This window comes from Cupriavidus sp. 05N40 (assembly GCF_056397305.1).
Genome location: NZ_JBFTND010000040.1, coordinates 21,966 through 38,369 on the forward strand (window position 1 = coordinate 21,966; position 16,404 = coordinate 38,369).

Consider the following 16,404-nt stretch of genomic DNA (forward strand, 5'->3'; position numbering starts at 1 on the left):
GGCGACCCGCTGCCCGGTCGCCGGCGACAACTCACTCCAGCCAGAGTATCCAATGTTCGAACATATCGATGCCTATCCAGGCGACCCGATTCTTTCGCTCAACGAAAGCTTTCAACAAGATCCCAGGACCGACAAGGTCAACCTGAGCATCGGCATCTACTTCGATGGCGAAGGCAGGCTGCCCGTGATGCAGGCCGTGGCGGAAGCCGAAAGCGCGCTGCTGGCCGACATGGGTCCGCGCCCTTACCTGCCCATGGCTGGTTTCGCGGTCTACCGTGACGCCGTGCAGGCGCTGGTCTTCGGCGAGCAATGCGAGGCGCGCGCGCAGGGACGCATCTCGACCGTGCAGACCCTGGGCGGCTCGGGCGCGCTGCGGGTAGGCGCGGACTTCCTGAAGCGCTATTTCCCGGATGCGCAGGTCTGGATCAGCGATCCGAGCTGGGAAAACCATCGCGTGATCTTCGAGCGCACGGGCTTCACCGTGAACACGTATCCCTACTACGACGACGCCACCGGCGGCCTCAAGTTCGACGCCATGCTGGAAGCGCTGCGGCTCATCCCGAAGCGCAGCATCGTGCTGCTGCACGCCTGCTGCCACAACCCTACCGGCGTGGACCTGGACCAGGACCAGTGGCGCCAGCTCGTCAAGCTGCTGAAGGCCAACGAGCTGCTGCCCTTCGTCGACATGGCTTACCAGGGCTTTGGYGCCGGCCTGGACGACGATGCCTTYGCCGTGCGCGAACTGGTGGCGCAAGGCGTGCCCTGCCTGGTGGCGAATTCGTTCTCGAAGAACTTCTCGCTGTACGGCGAACGCTGCGGTGGGCTGAGCGTGGTCTGCGACAGCGCGGAAGAAGCCGGCCGTGTGCTGGGCCAGTTGACCGGTGCGGTGCGAGCGAACTACAGCAATCCGCCGACGCATGGCGCCAGGGTGGTGGCCAGGGTATTGACCACACCGGCATTGCGGGCGACCTGGGAGCGCGAGCTGGCGCTGAAGTGCGAACGCATCGCCAGGATGCGCGTGGCCATCCACGACAGCCTGCGCGACCATGTGAGCGGCGAAGCGTTGTCGCGCTACCTCACCCAGCGCGGCATGTTCACGTACACCGGCCTGACGGCGGACCAGGTGGACCGCCTGCGCGCGGAACACGGCGTGTACCTGCTGCGATCGGGGCGGATGTGCGTGGCCGGCCTGAACGAGCGCAACGTGAAGCAGGTGGCGGGCGCCATTGCCAGCGTGCTGGCGCGTACCGCTTGAACCTGCCGCTTGAACCTGCCGCTTAAACCTGCCGCTTAAATCAAGTACGGGGCACGCACGCCACGCCACGCCGTTGCGTGCCTGCCAGGAGCCGGGGACCAGGACGCAAAGCCGGGCCCGGCATCCCAAATGAAAAAAGGGCTTCCATTGCTGGAAGCCCTTTTCCTTATCGGTGGTGCGGCTGGCAGGATTCGAACCCACGACCCCTTGGTTCGTAGCCAAGTACTCTATCCAACTGAGCTACAGCCGCACGCGAGGACGCGACTATACCGCAGCCACGGAAAAATGCAAGTCATTCCTGCGCGGAGGCGAAAGCCGCCGGGTCTCCGACAGGTCTTCGCGCCCTTCGCTTCCGTGCGCCAGGCGGCTTACGCCGCCAGCCGGAACGAGGCCACCGCCTGCTTCAGGCGCTGGGCCTGTTCTTCCATCGAACCGGCGGCCGCCGCGGCCTGCTCCACCAGCGCGGCGTTCTGCTGCGTCACGGTATCCATCTGCGTGACGGCCTGGTTGACCTGCTCGATGCCCGCGCTCTGCTCGGCCGAGGCCGCGCTGATCTCGCCCATGATGTCGGTGACACGCTTGACCGCGCCCACGATCCGCTCCATGGTCTGGCCGGCATGCGCCACCAGTTCCGAGCCCTTCTCCACGCGATCCACGGAGTCGCCGATGAGGGCCTTGATTTCCTTGGCGGCGGTCGCGCTGCGCTGGGCCAGGCTGCGCACCTCGCCGGCCACCACGGCAAAGCCGCGGCCCTGCTCGCCTGCGCGCGCGGCTTCTACCGCGGCATTGAGCGCCAGGATATTGGTCTGGAAGGCAATGCCTTCGATCACGGCAATGATATCCACTACCTTGCGCGATGCGCCGTTGATGTCCTGCATCGTCGTCACGACCTGGCCCACTACTTCGCCGCCCTCGACCGCGATCTCGGAAGCGTTGACCGCCAGCGAGCTGGCCTGCCTGGCGTTGTCCGCGTTCTGGCGCACGATGCTGGTCAGCTCTTCCATGCTCGAGGCCGTCTCCTGCAGCGAGGAAGCCTGTTCCTCGGTGCGCTGCGACAGGTCGGTGTTGCCCGCGGCGATCTGGCTGGTGCCGGTGGCGATGGCGTCGGTGCCGGTGCGCACCTGGCTGATGATGCGCAGCAGGTTGGCGTTCATGTCGCTGAGCGCCTGCAGCAGCTGGCCGGTCTCGTCCTTGCTGTCCACCACGATGCGGCTGCCCAGGTCGCCCGATGCCACCGTGCGCGCGATGCCGACGGCGCGATGCAGGGGACCGGTGATGCCGCGCGTTAGCCATACCGAGAATGCCACGCCAATGGCCAGCACCAGCACGCCGATCACCATCATCCCGTTGCGGGCAGACAGGTAGATGTTATGGATCTCGAGCGCGGTCGCATCGATGCTCGAGCGCTGGATATCAAGCAGCTTCTGGATCTCCGCCAGGTACGCATCGCCGGCCGGCACGAATTCCTGCTCGAGCACCTGGTTGGCTTCCTCGGTATTGCCTGCTTCCTTCAGCTTGGTGATCTTGTCGCGSGARTCGTTRTAGGGSWTGCGCACGGTCTGGATCTTCTTGAACGCCGCCTTTTCCTCCTCGCTCGACAGCAGCGGCTCGATCTTGTCGCGCAGTGCCGCGACGGCCACCACGGACCCTTGCGTCTCCTTGGCAAAGAATGCGCCCAGCGCCGGATCGGCGCTCTTGGCCACGGCCGTGGTGCGGCGCACGCTGGTATGCATCATGCGGTACCAGTCGCTGACCACGCGTTCCTTGGCCAGCGGCGCCTGCATCATGTCGCTGGTGCGGTCCGCGACCTGCGCCAGGCGCGCGATGCCCAATACGGTCATGAGGGTCGACAACAGTATTACCACGCCGAAGCCAATGCCGAGGCGCACTCCAATTCCCAAGCTTTTCATTTCTTCTACCTGATTTGCGATTGAATAGCGGCGAACTGCCGGCGCCCGGGCGCCGGTCCGCTCTTTTTCCTGCCGCCTGCCAGAAGGGGATCTTTTCGAAAATCCTTTCTGCGGACGATGGCGACAATAACGGCAGGCGAAAGGCAAAACTTGAGGCAGCGGCGCCCCGCGCGGGCAGGCGCCGGCAACGGCGGCCGCGCGAACCGGCTTAGTGTGCGGCGCGCGCATGGACTATTCTCGGTGCAGGCTCCCGCGCGCCGCGGTGCCGCCGACAAGGAGAACCATCGTGAGCGGATTGCACGAACGCCGGCGTTTCCTGGGTGCCGCGCTGGCCAGTACGCTCGCGGCCTGCGGCGGGGGCGACGATGCCGGCGCGCAAGGCGCCGGGCCCGCCCCGGTATCCGACGCTCAGGTTTCCGCCGCGATCGGCCAGCTCGACCAGCTGGCCGCCAGCCTGATGAACACATCGGGCCTGCCGGGCATGGCCGTGGCGGTGGTATGGGGCGGCCAGACGGTCTACGCCAAAGGCTTCGGCAGGCGGGTGGTCAGCGCACCGGACGCGGTGGACGCCGACACGGTGTTCCAGCTCGCCTCCGTGTCCAAGCCGGTCGGCGCCACGGTGGTGGCGCGACAGGTCGGCCTGGGCGGGATTGCGTGGGAGACGCTGGTGCAGGCGCACCTGCCGTGGTTCGCGCTGTCCGACGCGGCGGTCACCGCCCAGCTCACCATCGCCGATCTCTATGCGCACCGCTCCGGCCTGCCCGATCATGCCGGCGACCGTCTGGAAGACATGGGCTATGACCAGCGGCAGGTGCTGCAGCGGCTGCGCTTCCTGCCGCTGCAGGGCTTCCGGGCGACGTACGAATATACGAACTTTGGCCTGACCGCCGCGGCGGAATCGGTAGCGGCCGCCGCTGGCATGGACTGGGCCACGCTGTCCGGGCAAGCGATCTACCAGCCGCTGGGCATGAGCAGCACCAGTTCGCGCCATGCCGACTTCGCCGCGCGCCCCAACCGCGCGCTCGGCCATGTCAAGGTCGGCGGCAGCTGGGTGCAGGGCACAGGCTCACAGCCCGATGCCCAGTCGCCGGCCGGCGGCGTCAGCTCGTCGGTCAACGACATGGCGAAATGGCTGGCCATGGTGCTGGGCCAGGGCCTGTACGGCGGCAACCGTATCGTGGCGGCGGCCCCGCTGGTCGCCGCGATCTCGCCGCAGATACAGTCGATGCCGCCAGGCAACGGACGACCGGCCAGCTTCTACGGCTACGGCTTCAATGCCGGGACCACCTTCGCGGGCCGACCGAGCTTCAGTCATTCCGGCGGCTTCGCGCTGGGTGCGGCAACCAGCTTCACGGCGGTGCCCTCGCTTGGCCTGGGGATCATCACGCTCACCAATGGCTATCCGATCGGCTTGCCCGAGGCATTGAACGCCCAGTTCCTGGACCTGGTGGAGTCCGGCGCCATCCAGCTCGACTGGTTCACGATATTCGCGCGGGGGCTGGCGCCCGTCATCGCGCCGGAGGGCTCGCTGGTGGGCGTGGCGCCGCCGGCCGCGCCATTGCCGGCGCGCGCGCCTWCGGTCTACACCGGCACCTACCGCAATGACTACTATGGCCCGCTGGTGGTCAGCGAGCAGGCAGGCGCGATGTCGCTCGCCATCGGCCCGGTGCCGATGGTGCTGCCGCTGGCGCACTGGGACGGCGACGTCTTCACGTTCACGCTGCGGAACGAGAACGCCACGCCGGGAACCATATCGAAGGCGAGCTTCTCCAGCGACCGCGTCACGCTGGAGTACTACGACAAGGAAGGCCTGGGCACGTTCGTGCGGTAAGCGCGGCTGGCGTGCGCCGCGCCGTTCCGCCGTCGTTCAGTCCACCGTCACATTGGCCCGCTTTGCGGCACCCCCCCAGCGGGCAATCTCGGACTGGATGAAGACACCGAACTCCCGGGGTTCCATCACCACCGTCTGCGCGCCGAGGCCGGCCACTTCCTTCTGCCAGTCCGCGCTCCTGACGATCTTCCCGATCTCCGCAGAGAGCCTGGCAAGGACAGGCTGGGGCACGTTGCGCGGCGCGACCACGCCGATCCATGGATCGCCGCGGAAGCCCGGGTAGCCCGATTCCCCGATGGTCGGCACGCCCGGCAGCGTCGACACGCGCTGTTCRCTGGCCACCGCGATGGCCTTGAGCTTGCCCTGCCGGATCAGGGGCTCGGCGATCGACACCACCTCGAACATGACATCGACCTGCCCGCCCATGACGTCGGTCATCCCGGCCACGCCACCCTTGTAGGGCACGTGCGTCAGGTTGACGCCGGCGCGGTCCTTGAACATCTCCATCACCAGGTGGTTGGTCACCCCATTGCCGCCGGACGCGTAGTTCACCTTGCCCGGATTCTGCCGGGCGTAGGCCACGAGGTCCCGGACCGAACTGAACCGCGATTTCGGATTGGCCACCAGCACCAGCGGAAACAGCCCGATCGATGCGATCGGCTCGAAGTCGCGCGTGGCATCGTATTTCAGGTTCTTGTAGATCCAGCCATTCACCGCCAGCGGGCCGCTGGAAGTGGCAAGGATGGTATAGCCGTCCGGGTCGGCGCGGGCCACGGCCTCGGCCGCGAGCCCGGCGCCGGCACCAGGCTTGTTCTCGACATAGAACGACTGGCCGAGCGCGGTGCTCAGGCGCTGCGCCAGCTTGCGGGCGATGACATCGGTAGTCTGGCCCGGGGGAAATCCCACCAGGACACGAACCGGCTTGGCCGGATAGTCGGCTGCGTGAGCCGCAAACGCGGCCGCGCACGACAGCAGCAGCCCTAGCGTGGCTTTGAGCATCTTCATGGTTGTCTCCTCTTTGTAGATTCTTCGCGTGAATTCCAGCGCGGATACCAATGCCGGCCGCGGCCCGGCGAAACGGGCCGCTAGCGGACCACGCCCTCCATCCTCAGGCCCGCTATCCGCTCGGCGGTATAGCCGGCGCCGAGCAGGATCTCATCCGTCTGCTCGCCGAGCAGCGGGGCCCTGCGCCTGACGCCGCCCGGTGTCTCGCTGAGCTTGACCGGCACGCCCGCGATCCGCACGGGCCTGCCGGAGCCGGGCTGCTCGACCTCGACCAGCATGTCGCGCACGCGGTAGTGCGGATCGTTGAAGATGTCCTGCGCCGTGTAGACGGGACCGACGCGAACGCGCCCCCGGACTGCCGGGCCGCAAGCCCGGGTCCGCCCCCTGGCGCGAACGGTGCGAACGGTACGCAGAGCCGGCGCCGCCGGCTACGACGGTGTTGCCGCGATATGCGAATGCACGAGCGAGGACAGGCTGTGCGCGGGTACGGACTCGAGGCCGTCGACGAACGCATACAGCCGCTGGGCGCGTTCGCTGCCGAGGAGCGCGGACGCCTTCGCGCGCAGCTTGGCCGACTTGACGCTGAGCGCGACCGGTTTCGCCAGGTCGACCTCCTCGCCGTACGTGGCGCCCGAGCGCGTCTCGATGACCACGCGCGCCGATGTGTCGGCGAGCCTGGCATCGCCTTCCAGGACCACGCGCCCGGCGACCTCGGCCAGGCCGGGCGCCTCGCACGCGGCATCGCTGAAGGATTCCAGTGCCGCCGTGTCGATGCCGGAAAGGACCATCGCCGCGATCAGCGGCAGGCTGAATTTCACTTCGAGACCGGTGCGCGGCCGCTCGATGCAGCACACCGGCAGCCACTGCGGATGGATGAAGAGCGTGACGCGCGCGAGATCCTCCGGCACCAGGCGGTGCCGGGACCTGAGCGCAAGCAGCGCTTCCACTGCCGGATGGGTGCCGTGGCAGCAGGCGTGGTACTTGTACTGGACATCGGCAAAGCGGAAGTCATGCGGCCGGCAGCCGAACGCCGCGTGCGGCTCGTCCGCCTCGCCAGCGTGCGTCGCGGCAAATCCGCCGGCGCACTCGATGCCGTCGGGCCGGGACACGAAGCCCAGCGCCGCGAGCGTCGCCGCTTCGATGCCGTTGGATGCCGCCATGCCGGCGTGGAACGGCTTGCCCATCGAGCCGAACTGCGATTTCAGGCCGGACGCGCGCGTCGACGCGATGCCCAGCGCATGGCGTGCCTGGCCCGCATCGAGCCCCAGCAGCCTGGCGCACGCCGCCGTCGCGCCAAAGGTGCCCGAGGTCGCCGTCTGGTGGAAGCCCGCGTTGTAGTGCTTCCTGCCCAGATAGGCGCCAACGCCGCAGACCGTCTCCACGCCTGCCAGGAATGCCTCGAGCAGCGCCTTGCCGCTTGCCTGCTGCTGCTGCGCGACAGCCAGGGCCGCCGGGAACACAGCTACCGTGGGATGCCCGACGAAGGCGAAGTGAGTGTCGTCGTAATCCAGCGCGTGCGATGCCGCGCCATTGGCCAGCGCCGCCGCGCGCGCCGGCACCCGCTGGTTCAGGCCGATGACGCTGGCGCCCGGCGTGCCGCCGTCGCTGGCCACCATGGCGCGGACGACCTTGCTCACCGGCTCGTTCGCGCCGGCAAGCCCGACCGCAAACCAATCGAAGATCGACAGCTTGGCGATGCTCAGCGCCTCGGCCGGGAACGCGAGCGAAGCGTCGACGGCGAAGCGCGCTGCCAGCGCGGTGATGCCCGCCGCGGCATCGGGCCCGTTGCCCTCGCGGGCCCGCTTGTCAGGTTGACTCATGCTTGCTCCGCTTCATTGCCTGGCGATCTTCCCGAGCAGCGCGTCGGAAATGATGCGTTTCTGGATTTCCGAAGTCCCCTCGAAGATCTTGGTCAGCCTGGCGTCGCGCCAGTAGCGTTCGGCCGCGAAATGCGTGGTGTAGCCGGCGCCACCATGGATCTGCAAGCCTTCGCTGGTCACCTGCTCCGACATCTCGCTGGCGAACAGCTTGACCATCGCCGCCTCGGTATCGCAGCGCACGCCCTCGTCGATCTTTTCGCAGACCGAGTACAGCAGGCTGCGCGACGCCTCGATCTGCGTCGCCATGTCGGCCAGCTTGAAGCGGATTGCCTGGAAGTTGCCGATCGGCTCGTTGAACTGCACGCGCTCCTGCGCGTAGCGCAGCGCGTCCTCGAGGCTGCCCTGCGCCAGCCCGATCGAACGCGCCGCGGTGTGGGCGCGGGCCGTCTCCAGGCCGGCGGTGGCAAGGTAGAAGGCGCGCCCCTCTTCGCCGACCATCTGCGAAGCCGGCACGCGGCACTGGTCGAATGCCAGTTCCCAGGTGGTCCACCCGTGGTAACCGATCTTGGGGATCACGCTCCCCTTCACGCCCTCGGGCAGCGCGCCGCGCGGCTTCTCGACCATGAAGGCCGACAGGCCGCGATGACGCGCGTGCGGATCGACCTGCGGATCGGTGCGTGCAATGACGAGGATGAAATCGGCCTCGTCGGCGAACGTGCACCAGTATTTGCTGCCGGTGATTTCCCACTCGTCGCCCACGCGCACGGCGCGGCAGCTGATATTGCTCACGTCCGACCCGGCATTGGGCTCGGACAAGGAGAATGCACCGAGGAATTCGCCGCGCGCCATGCGCGGGAGATACTCGGCCTTCTTCTCGGGTGCCAGGCCCTTGAGCGCGCCGATCAGGCCGTTGCCGCGCGCGATCAGGCTGCCAACGCTCATCCAGCCGCGCGACAGTTGCTCGGCGACCAGGCAATACTCGTAGGCGCCCAGGCCTAGCCCGCCGTACTCCTCGGGAATCAGGATGCCGAAGTATCCCAGCTCCGCCATCTCCTCGATCAGGTGCCGGGGGATCTGACCCTTCTCCGGATCCAGCTTGTTTGCGATGGGCAGCACGCGCTCCATCGTGAACTGTTGCGCCGCCTCCTTGATCATGCGCCGCTCGTCGGTCAGCTTCTGCACCCTGCTCTCCTTGGTCCTGGCTTTTCTTCGGTTCCGATCTGGCATTTCGCCCGCTTGTGTACGTACATAGTAGCACCGAGTTTTGCGACCGTCATTGCCTTTTTCATTCGCCTCGGTGGTTGCGATAGAGAAAGATCCGGCCAAAAATCGCGGTTTTTCGTGGATTCCCGCGCCAATCCGGCAGCTGCCACGCAGGCGATAAGCCGAAATTATGTACGTACCTATGATGATGGCGAACCAAAGAACCCGCCTGGCATGGCCGCGCATGCCGCCACCGCCAGGAAACACGGCGGGCAAGGAGAAAAGCGGGAGTGACTTCGAGAACTACTGTGGGAAGGAAGCCGGGCCRCGCAGCAGCGCGGTCGCCGGCGGCTGGCAGGCGCAGCTACCGTCGATCAACGCGGGGGAGGAAAGGCGCGCCCGGCTGGCGGGCTGTCGTGGCGCGGCTGGCCGTCCCGCATGCGTGGACAGGCGTGGTGCACGGATCGCGGCCAGCGCGTCGGTGCCATGTGGCCGGCCCGGACCGGACCAGCGCGAAAGGCAAGGCCGGTCGCGCCGGCAGCGGAAAGCAGGAGGCGGGAGGCGGGAGGCGGGAAGCGGGAAGCGGGAAGCGGGAGGCGGGAGGCGGGAGGCGGGAGGCGGGAGGCGGGAGGCGGGAGGCGGGAGGCGGGTAGTCCGCCTTGCGCACATCCCGGCGGGCCGCCTAGGCGCTGCCCTTGCCGCGCTTGAGCTGAAACGACACGATGCCGCGGTCGGCGGGATAGATGGTCTCGGTGATCTCGAGGATCTTGCCCTTGGCATCCTTGTAGTGCCGGATCATGCGCAGGCCCGCCGAACCCGGCTCCGCATTCAGCTGCTTCGCCAGTTGCGCGTCGATCAGCACGCCCGAGACGATCTGGCGGATCTCGCTGATGGCCTGCCCGCACTCCCGCTCGATAAGGGAACTGATGAGGATGCGCGGGTTTTCCTCGACCAGCTTCGTGATTTTCTCGAAAGCCTGGTCGATATAGATATTCGCCCAGGACACCGGCGTATTGCCCTTCCTGGCATCGACCCGGGTCCCCGCGAACAAAATCCAGTGGCTGTCTATCGGCGCGGCCAGGCGCCTGGCCGCCGCGCGGTCCAGCGTGACCGGCCTGATGGCCTGCAGCGACCTGACCTCGGTCGCGGCGACATGGACCAGATCCTCGATGGTGTCGAACGACTGCGTGTAGGACGCGGTCGGGTTGGCGCTCTCCACCTTGGTGCCGACAGACTTCTTGCGGGAGATGTAGCCGCGATCCTGCAACAGTTGCAGCGAGGCGCGAACCGTGTGCCTGCTGACGCCATACTGATCGGCAAGCTCGTGCTCCGTCGGCAGGAGGCTGCCGATGACATAGCGCCCGTCGACGATCTCTTTGACCAGGGTATTCGCAAGGTCGACATAGCGCGTGACCGGCGCGGGAGGTGTAGCGGCAGCGCTATGGCTGGACTCGGAGTTCATAGGAGAATCGCGCGGGAATCGATGAGCGCCGCATGCGGTGCGCGGCGCTGACCACGCCATTGTAAGCCCTGGCCGGCCTCTCGCCCCGCGCCGTCGAGCCGGGCGTGCCGCGCAGGCGCCTCGTGCCGGCCCCGCGCGCGCGGCTGCCGCCATGCCGCCACTCAGTCGATCGTGATCTGCCGCTTGTGTATCACCCCGGCCCAGCGCGCGCTCTCCTTCTGGATGGTCGCGGCAAGCTCGACCGGCGTGCCGCCCGCGGCATCCATGCCGATGGTGGCAAGCTTCTCCTTGAGCGCGGGATTGGCCAGCACCAGGTCGGCCTGGCGGCTGATCTGCTGGATCACGTCCCGGGGCGTGCCGGCCGGCGTCATCAGCGCATACCAGGAGACGGCCTCGAACTTCGGGAAGCCCTGTTCCGCGATGGTGGGCACCTCCGGCAGCACGGCGGAGCGCTTCGCGCTGGCCACGCCGAGCGCGCGCAGCTTGCCGGCCTTGATATAGGGCAGCGCGGAGGACAACTGGGCGAACATCATGGTGACCTGGCCGCCGACGAGATCGGTGATGGCGGGGCTGACGCCCTTGTAGGGCACATGGATCAGCTTGATGCTGGCGTCGAGCTGCAGCAGTTCGCCGGCGAGGTGGGCCTGGCTGCCGGCCCCGGGCGAGGCGAAGGTCAGCTCGCCGGGCTTCTGGACGGCGAGCCTGAGCAGCTCCGGCAGGGTCCTGGCCGGCACGCTGGCGCCGACCACCAGGACGTTCTCGGCGGTGGCGAGCATGGTCACTGGAACCAGGTCCGCGGGCTTGTAGGGCAGGTTCGGCATCAGCGTCGGGTTCACCGCGATATTGCCCACCGGCACCACCGCCAGCGTATAGCCGTCCGGCGGGGCCTTGGCGACCTGGTCGACGCCGATCGTGCCGGCCGCGCCGGCGCGGTTGTCGACCAGCACGTTCTGGCCCCAGGCCTTCGACAGCCCTTCGCCGACGACGCGGCCGAGCACATCGGCGGGGCCGCCCGCGGGGAACGGCACGACCAGGCGCACGGGCTTGGCGGGATAGCCTTGCGCGCCGGCCAGCAGCGGCAGGCAGGCCGCCATCAGGGTGATCAGGAAACGCTTCATCGGAAATTCTCCCTTGGTCTGGAAACGGGTTGCGCGCGGCCGGTGCGGAGCAGACGCATCAGGCCACGCGGATGCTGCGCTCGCCGCGGGCCGGCCAGCACGCGCGAGAAGTCCAGCACCTTGAGGCCATGCAGCGGCAACGCGGACATGTCGGCATCCGCGCCGCGGGATTCGGGCGAGCCGGTCACCGGACGTCCCCGGCCAGCGCGAAGCCGGCGTTGTCCGCCTCGCGCGCGAAGCCGGCGAGCACGGCGTAGTCCGCCTCCTCCACGAGCGCGAAGCGCGCCAGGCACAAGGATGCCAGCAGCGCCGCATTGCGGTGGTCGCGGTGCAGGTCGAGCAGCGCCATGCGGATGCGCGCGGCGCTGGCATCGTCCGTGCCGGCCGCCGCCACCAGCGGCGGGATGGGCGAGGCCGGCGTCACCGCCAGCGTCTTCAGGCAGGCCATGCGCTCGGGCGCATGCAGGCGCAGCAGGTCCAGCACATAGCTGTCCACCACGCCGGCGTCCGCGCGGCCGGCGATCACGGCGTCGATCACCTCGCCGGGCGTCGGCGTGGGCGTGCCGGCGGGACGGTACAGCGTGCCGGTGCCGGGCGCGGCCTGCCGCAGCAGGAAGTGGCGCGGCGCGTTGTAGCCGGAGTTGGACTCCGCCAGCATGCACGCCAGCCGCCCGCCGAAGGTCTCGGCCAGCACGGTTGCGGGTGCATCGGCACGCACGATGAACTCGGTGAAGTAGACCGGGCGCTGTCCGTAGCGCGCCGGCGACGGCACCGGCGCGGCCAGCAGGCGCGGCCGCACGGCGGCGCTCACGTACGGGAAGCCGCACATGAACACGCAGCCGCAATCGGGCCGCGCCCACAACGCGCTGACCGGTGCCGGCGCGGCATGCTCCACGTAGGGCAGCGCCACCCCGGCACGCTCCGCCACGCGGGCGAACAGTGTCCTCCATGCCTGCGCCACCGGCGCGGCCACCGAGTACATGCGTGCGTTGGCGATCATGCGTAGACCAGCCTTTGGCCAAGCCCCATGCGCTCGGCCTTCTTCATGATGGCATGGCCCAGCGCGATATCGCTGAGCGACAGGCCGCGGTGCCAGAACAAATTGGTCTCGTCGTCGCTCTGCCGGCCCGGCTTGCGGCCCGCCACGATCTCGCCGAGTTCGCCGTGCAGGGTTTCCTCCGACAGCTTGCCCGCCTCCACATGCGCGCGCAGCGAGCCGAGGATGCCGCCCTTGCACTGGCTCCAGTCGTCCACCACCAGCTTGTCCATGATGTCCGTCAGCGACAGCTCGACCGCGCTCATGGTGCCGTAGGGCACCACGAACGCGCCGGGCTTGATCCATTCGGTCTTGAGCATCGGCGTGGGGCGCTCCAGGCGCGAGGCTTCCACCACGATGTCGGCGCCGCGCACGCACGATTCCCAGTCTTCGGTGACCACGATCTTCTTGCCGAGGTCGCGCGCCAGGCGCTCGGCGAATGCATTGCGGCTCTCGGGGCGACGCGAATGCACGCGGATCTCGTCGAAGTCGAAGATGCTGTCGAGCRGGCGCACGTTCCAGTAGGAGGTGCCGCGCGCGCCGATATGGCCCAGCACCTTGCTGTCGCGGCGGGCCAGGTGGCGCGCGCCCAGCGCGGTGATCGCGCCGGTACGGGCGTCGGTGATGAACGTGGCGTCGATCATGGCCACCGGCATGCCCGTTTTCGGGTCGAACAGGTTGAGCATGGCCATCTCGGACGGCAGGCCCAGCTTGTAGTTGTCGACGTAGTCGCCGACGATCTTGACGCCGGCCAGCCCCAGCGGCGCCACATAGCCGCGCAGCACGTTGAAGTGCCCGTTGAACGCCGGGTCCGGGATCAGGTGCACGCGCGGCTCGATCACCGTCTGCCCGTTGCCCTGCGCCAGCAGGCCCTGCTCGACCGCATCAAGGATCTCCGCATCGGTCATGGCCAGCCTGGCGATGTCCTTGCCGTTGATGTAAGTCAGATGAATGTCGCTCATATCGTCTCCTGTCTCCTGGTCCTGGCTTGAGGGAAAATGCACGCGCCGGGTGCGTACTGGCGGATTGCGCTGGCCCGCGGTGCGGCGCAGCCCCATTCGTGTGCGCCGCCATATCGCGGCCGAACCAACGTGGTGCGCGGCATCCGGCGGCCGGCAATTGCCTTGCACGGGGCGCCTTCGAGATCAAGTGTAGGTTTCGCGGCCATGACTGTCGTATGCTTATATGTCCACGAGGCTTAACATGGTGTTATAGGTAGTTGTCATAGATTGTCATAGGTATTCGGACCACGGACCGCCCCGCGATGAAACTCAACCTCAGGCAGATCGAAGTCTTCCGCGCCGTCATGCTCACGGGCTCGATCAGCGCCGCCTCCAGGCTGCTCTACGTGTCGCAGCCGGCCATCAGCCGCCTCATGTCGCACACCGAGCAGCGCCTCGGGCTGGCGCTGTTCCAGCGCATCAAGGGCCGCCTCTATCCCACGCCCGAGGCGCGGCGCCTGCTGGGCGAGGTCAACGCCGTCTACGAAGGCATCGAGCGCGTCAACGAGATCGCCGAGGACCTCGCCGCCAAGCGCACCGGCAGCCTGCGCATCTCGTGCAGCCCCAACCTGGGCCAGACCGTGCTGCCGCGCGCCATCGCGGCGTTCCGCGAGGCGTATCCCGACATCCGCATCGTGGTGCGCACCCAGATCCCCGGCAACATGCTGCGCGCCCTGCTCTCCGGCCAGGCCGAGCTGGCGGTGTCCAACATGCCGCTGGTGCACCCCAACCTGGAAGCACGGCTGCTGGTGCGCAACCCCATCGTCGCGCTGATTCCGGTCGGCCACCGGCTCAGCACGCGCGCGTCGGTACGGCCCGCCGAACTGGCCGGGGAAGCATTGATCGGCTATGGCGCCGACGTGCCGTTCGGGCTGCTGGTGCGGGAGATGTTCGGCGGCGAGGAAGCGCAGCCCGACATGCGCGTGCAGGTGGAGCAGGCGCATGTCGCGCGCGCGCTGGCGCAGGCCGGCGCCGGCATTGCGCTGGTGGATGCGATGACCGTGTTCGGCCAGGCCTGGTCGCATATCGTGGCGGTGCCGGTCAAGACCAAGGTCAATGCCTCGGTGCAGATCTTCCATGTGCAGACAGAACCGCTGTCGCGCCTGGCACAGGAGTTCGTACAGACGCTGACACTGACGATGAAGCCATAAGGCGCGGCGGCCTGCCCGGCCTGCCCGGCCTGTCTGGCCTGTCTGGCCTGTCTGGCCTGTCTGGCCGACATCGGCATGGCCACGGACTTGTGCACATTGTGCGCACATTGCACGATCGCAGTTGCGCCCCCCGGATGGATGGGTTGCAATCGTCCCACCTTTCGCCAACAGAAAGGGGGAGACAATCATGCAAGGCCCATCCCTGGCGCGCGCGCCATCCCGCGAGCATCTGTCGAAACTGCTCGCCCCGTCCTCGATCGCCATCGTGGGCGCCTCGCGCGACGCAAGCCGCATCGGCGGCGTGGCGCTCGATCACCTGCTGCGGCTCGGCTACGGTGGCGAGGTCTTTCCGGTCAACCCGCGCTATGAGGAGATCGCGGGCCTGCGCTGCTATCCGGATATCGAATCGCTGCCGCGCGTGCCGGACGTCGTGGTACTCGCACTGGGCGCCGACGACGTGCTGCCGAACCTGGAGCGCTGCCACGCCATCGGCGTGCGCGCCGCCATCCTCTATGCCTCGGGCTTCGCCGAGGCCGGCGCGGCCGGCGTGCAGCGCCAGGCGGCGCTGACTGCCTTCGCCCGGTCCACCGGCATGGCGATAGCGGGCCCCAACTGCATGGGCCTGGCCAATCTGACCACGCGCGCCGTCACTGCCTTCGCCACCACCTTCAGGACCTGCCCGCCGCCGCCCGGGCCGGGCTCCGTCAGCCTGCTGACGCAAAGCGGCAACGTCTGCGCCATCGTCTATGCCACCGGCTGGCAAATGGACGTGCGCTTCCACCAGTTCATCAATACCGGCAACGAGGCCTGCCTGGACTACGCCGACTACCTGGCGTACCTGGCCGATGACCCGCAGACGCAAGCCGTGGTCGGCTACGTGGAGGGCCTGCGCGACGGCCCGCGCTTCCTCGACGCCGCCGCCCGCCTGCGCGCGCTCGGCAAGCCGCTGGTCCTGCTCAAGGCCGGCGAGAGCGAACAGGGCTCGGCCGCCACGCAGTCGCACACGGCCGTGCTGGCCGGCAACCAGGCCATCTACCGCGCCGCGTTCGCGCAGCTCGGCGCGATGCAGGCGAGCGATCCCACCCACCTCACCGATCTTGCCTACCTGGCGGGCTTCCGCCAGCGCGATGCCGGCCGGCGTGTCGTCATCGCCTCGGTCTCCGGCGCCATGGGCGCGCTGTCGGCGGATCTGCTCAGCGCGCAGGGACTGGAACTGCCGACGCTTTCGGCGGCGACGCAGCGCAGGCTGGTCGACAGCGTGCCGGAGATCGGCTCCACCGCCAATCCGGTCGATATGACCGGGCAATTGTTCAACCGCGACCGCCTTGCGTTCGCCGTGCTCGACACGCTTGCCGCGGACGCAAGCGCGGACGTGATCTTCGTGTACGCGACCGCCTACCTGCTCGACCGCGTCGCCGGCGAGCTGATCGAAGTCGCCGCCAAGACGTCGCGCCTGATCGTGGTCGCCACCACCGGCGAACCGGGCAGCCGCGCGCAACTTGCCGCGGCGGGCGTGGCCGTGTTTCCCGACGTCGCGCGCGCGGCCAGGGCGCTCGGCGTCTACCTGCGCTGGCTCGACAGCGCCGGGCCCGCCGCGCACTGGGGCGCGCTG

Annotated in this window: 14 protein-coding genes and 1 tRNA gene; 4 read left to right on the forward strand and 11 right to left on the reverse strand. The window is 68.2% G+C overall.

Translation table 11 applies throughout. The features are described from left to right. Positions 1–52: 52 nt before the first annotated feature. Positions 53–1,255, forward strand: a complete 1,203-nt coding sequence (locus AC1DO7_RS12015; protein ID WP_441623009.1) for an amino acid aminotransferase — start codon at positions 53–55, stop codon at positions 1,253–1,255. A 173-nt stretch (positions 1,256–1,428) separates the two neighbouring features. Here AC1DO7_RS12015 and AC1DO7_RS12020 read toward each other — a convergent pair. Next, positions 1,429–1,505 (reverse strand) — tRNA-Arg (locus tag AC1DO7_RS12020). A 118-nt stretch (positions 1,506–1,623) separates the two neighbouring features. Further along, positions 1,624–3,165 carry a methyl-accepting chemotaxis protein gene (locus AC1DO7_RS12025; RefSeq protein ID WP_477116169.1) on the reverse strand — a complete coding sequence of 514 codons (1,542 nt, stop codon included), beginning with the start codon at positions 3,163–3,165 and terminating at the stop codon, positions 1,624–1,626. Between the two features lie 286 nt (positions 3,166–3,451). On the opposite strand from AC1DO7_RS12025, the gene AC1DO7_RS12030 reads away from it, so the two are divergent. Continuing rightward, positions 3,452–4,996 (forward strand): serine hydrolase, encoded by a 1,545-nt coding sequence (locus AC1DO7_RS12030; RefSeq protein ID WP_477116170.1) that lies wholly within the window; start codon positions 3,452–3,454, stop codon positions 4,994–4,996. A 36-nt stretch (positions 4,997–5,032) separates the two neighbouring features. Here AC1DO7_RS12030 and AC1DO7_RS12035 read toward each other — a convergent pair whose 3' ends face one another. The 9 genes from AC1DO7_RS12035 to AC1DO7_RS12075 form a co-directional block, all read right to left on the reverse strand. Next, positions 5,033–6,001, reverse strand: coding sequence for a Bug family tripartite tricarboxylate transporter substrate binding protein (locus AC1DO7_RS12035; protein WP_441623015.1), 969 nt, complete (start codon positions 5,999–6,001; stop codon positions 5,033–5,035). Between the two features lie 80 nt (positions 6,002–6,081). After that, entirely contained in the window at positions 6,082–6,414 is a 333-nt protein-coding gene (locus AC1DO7_RS12040) for a CoA transferase (protein ID WP_441623037.1), read from the reverse strand. A 15-nt stretch (positions 6,415–6,429) separates the two neighbouring features. Continuing rightward, entirely contained in the window at positions 6,430–7,821 is a 1,392-nt protein-coding gene (locus AC1DO7_RS12045; RefSeq protein WP_441623017.1) for an MmgE/PrpD family protein, read from the reverse strand. Positions 7,822–7,833: 12 nt separating this feature from the next. Next, entirely contained in the window at positions 7,834–9,003 is a 1,170-nt protein-coding gene (locus tag AC1DO7_RS12050; protein ID WP_441623019.1) for an acyl-CoA dehydrogenase family protein, read from the reverse strand. A 703-nt stretch (positions 9,004–9,706) separates the two neighbouring features. Further along, entirely contained in the window at positions 9,707–10,486 is a 780-nt protein-coding gene (locus tag AC1DO7_RS12055) for a GntR family transcriptional regulator (RefSeq protein ID WP_441623021.1), read from the reverse strand. 161 nt (positions 10,487–10,647) lie between these two features. Beyond that, positions 10,648–11,604, reverse strand: a complete 957-nt coding sequence (locus AC1DO7_RS12060) for a Bug family tripartite tricarboxylate transporter substrate binding protein (protein WP_441623023.1) — start codon at positions 11,602–11,604, stop codon at positions 10,648–10,650. Beyond that, positions 11,601–11,792, reverse strand: a complete 192-nt coding sequence (locus AC1DO7_RS12065) for a hypothetical protein (RefSeq protein WP_441623025.1) — start codon at positions 11,790–11,792, stop codon at positions 11,601–11,603. The genes AC1DO7_RS12060 and AC1DO7_RS12065 overlap by 4 nt, the downstream gene beginning before the upstream one ends. After that, positions 11,789–12,604 (reverse strand): phosphate/phosphite/phosphonate ABC transporter substrate-binding protein, encoded by an 816-nt coding sequence (locus AC1DO7_RS12070; RefSeq protein WP_441623027.1) that lies wholly within the window; start codon positions 12,602–12,604, stop codon positions 11,789–11,791. Before AC1DO7_RS12070 ends, AC1DO7_RS12065 begins: the two co-directional genes overlap by 4 nt. Further along, positions 12,601–13,602 (reverse strand): ornithine cyclodeaminase family protein, encoded by a 1,002-nt coding sequence (locus AC1DO7_RS12075; protein WP_477116171.1) that lies wholly within the window; start codon positions 13,600–13,602, stop codon positions 12,601–12,603. Before AC1DO7_RS12075 ends, AC1DO7_RS12070 begins: the two co-directional genes overlap by 4 nt. Positions 13,603–13,904: 302 nt before the next feature. Here AC1DO7_RS12075 and AC1DO7_RS12080 point away from each other — a divergent pair, with 302 nt between their 5' ends. Both AC1DO7_RS12080 and AC1DO7_RS12085 read left to right on the forward strand, forming a co-directional pair. Continuing rightward, positions 13,905–14,792 carry a LysR family transcriptional regulator gene (locus AC1DO7_RS12080; RefSeq protein ID WP_441623031.1) on the forward strand — a complete coding sequence of 296 codons (888 nt, stop codon included), beginning with the start codon at positions 13,905–13,907 and terminating at the stop codon, positions 14,790–14,792. A gap of 187 nt (positions 14,793–14,979) precedes the next feature. Further along, positions 14,980–16,404 (forward strand): acetate--CoA ligase family protein (locus AC1DO7_RS12085; protein ID WP_441650186.1); only part of this gene is annotated, 1,425 nt, incomplete at its 3' end.

Excerpts from the sequence above, each read along its gene's own strand:
- AC1DO7_RS12045 (WP_441623017.1), bottom strand. The coding sequence starts at position 7,821 with ATGAGTCAACCTGACAAGCGGGCCCGCGAGGGCAACGGGCCCGATGCC.
- AC1DO7_RS12055 (WP_441623021.1), bottom strand. The coding sequence starts at position 10,486 with ATGAACTCCGAGTCCAGCCATAGCGCTGCCGCTACACCTCCCGCGCCG.
- AC1DO7_RS12060 (WP_441623023.1), bottom strand. The coding sequence starts at position 11,604 with ATGAAGCGTTTCCTGATCACCCTGATGGCGGCCTGCCTGCCGCTGCTG.
- AC1DO7_RS12070 (WP_441623027.1), bottom strand. The coding sequence starts at position 12,604 with ATGATCGCCAACGCACGCATGTACTCGGTGGCCGCGCCGGTGGCGCAG.
- AC1DO7_RS12080 (WP_441623031.1), top strand. The coding sequence starts at position 13,905 with ATGAAACTCAACCTCAGGCAGATCGAAGTCTTCCGCGCCGTCATGCTC.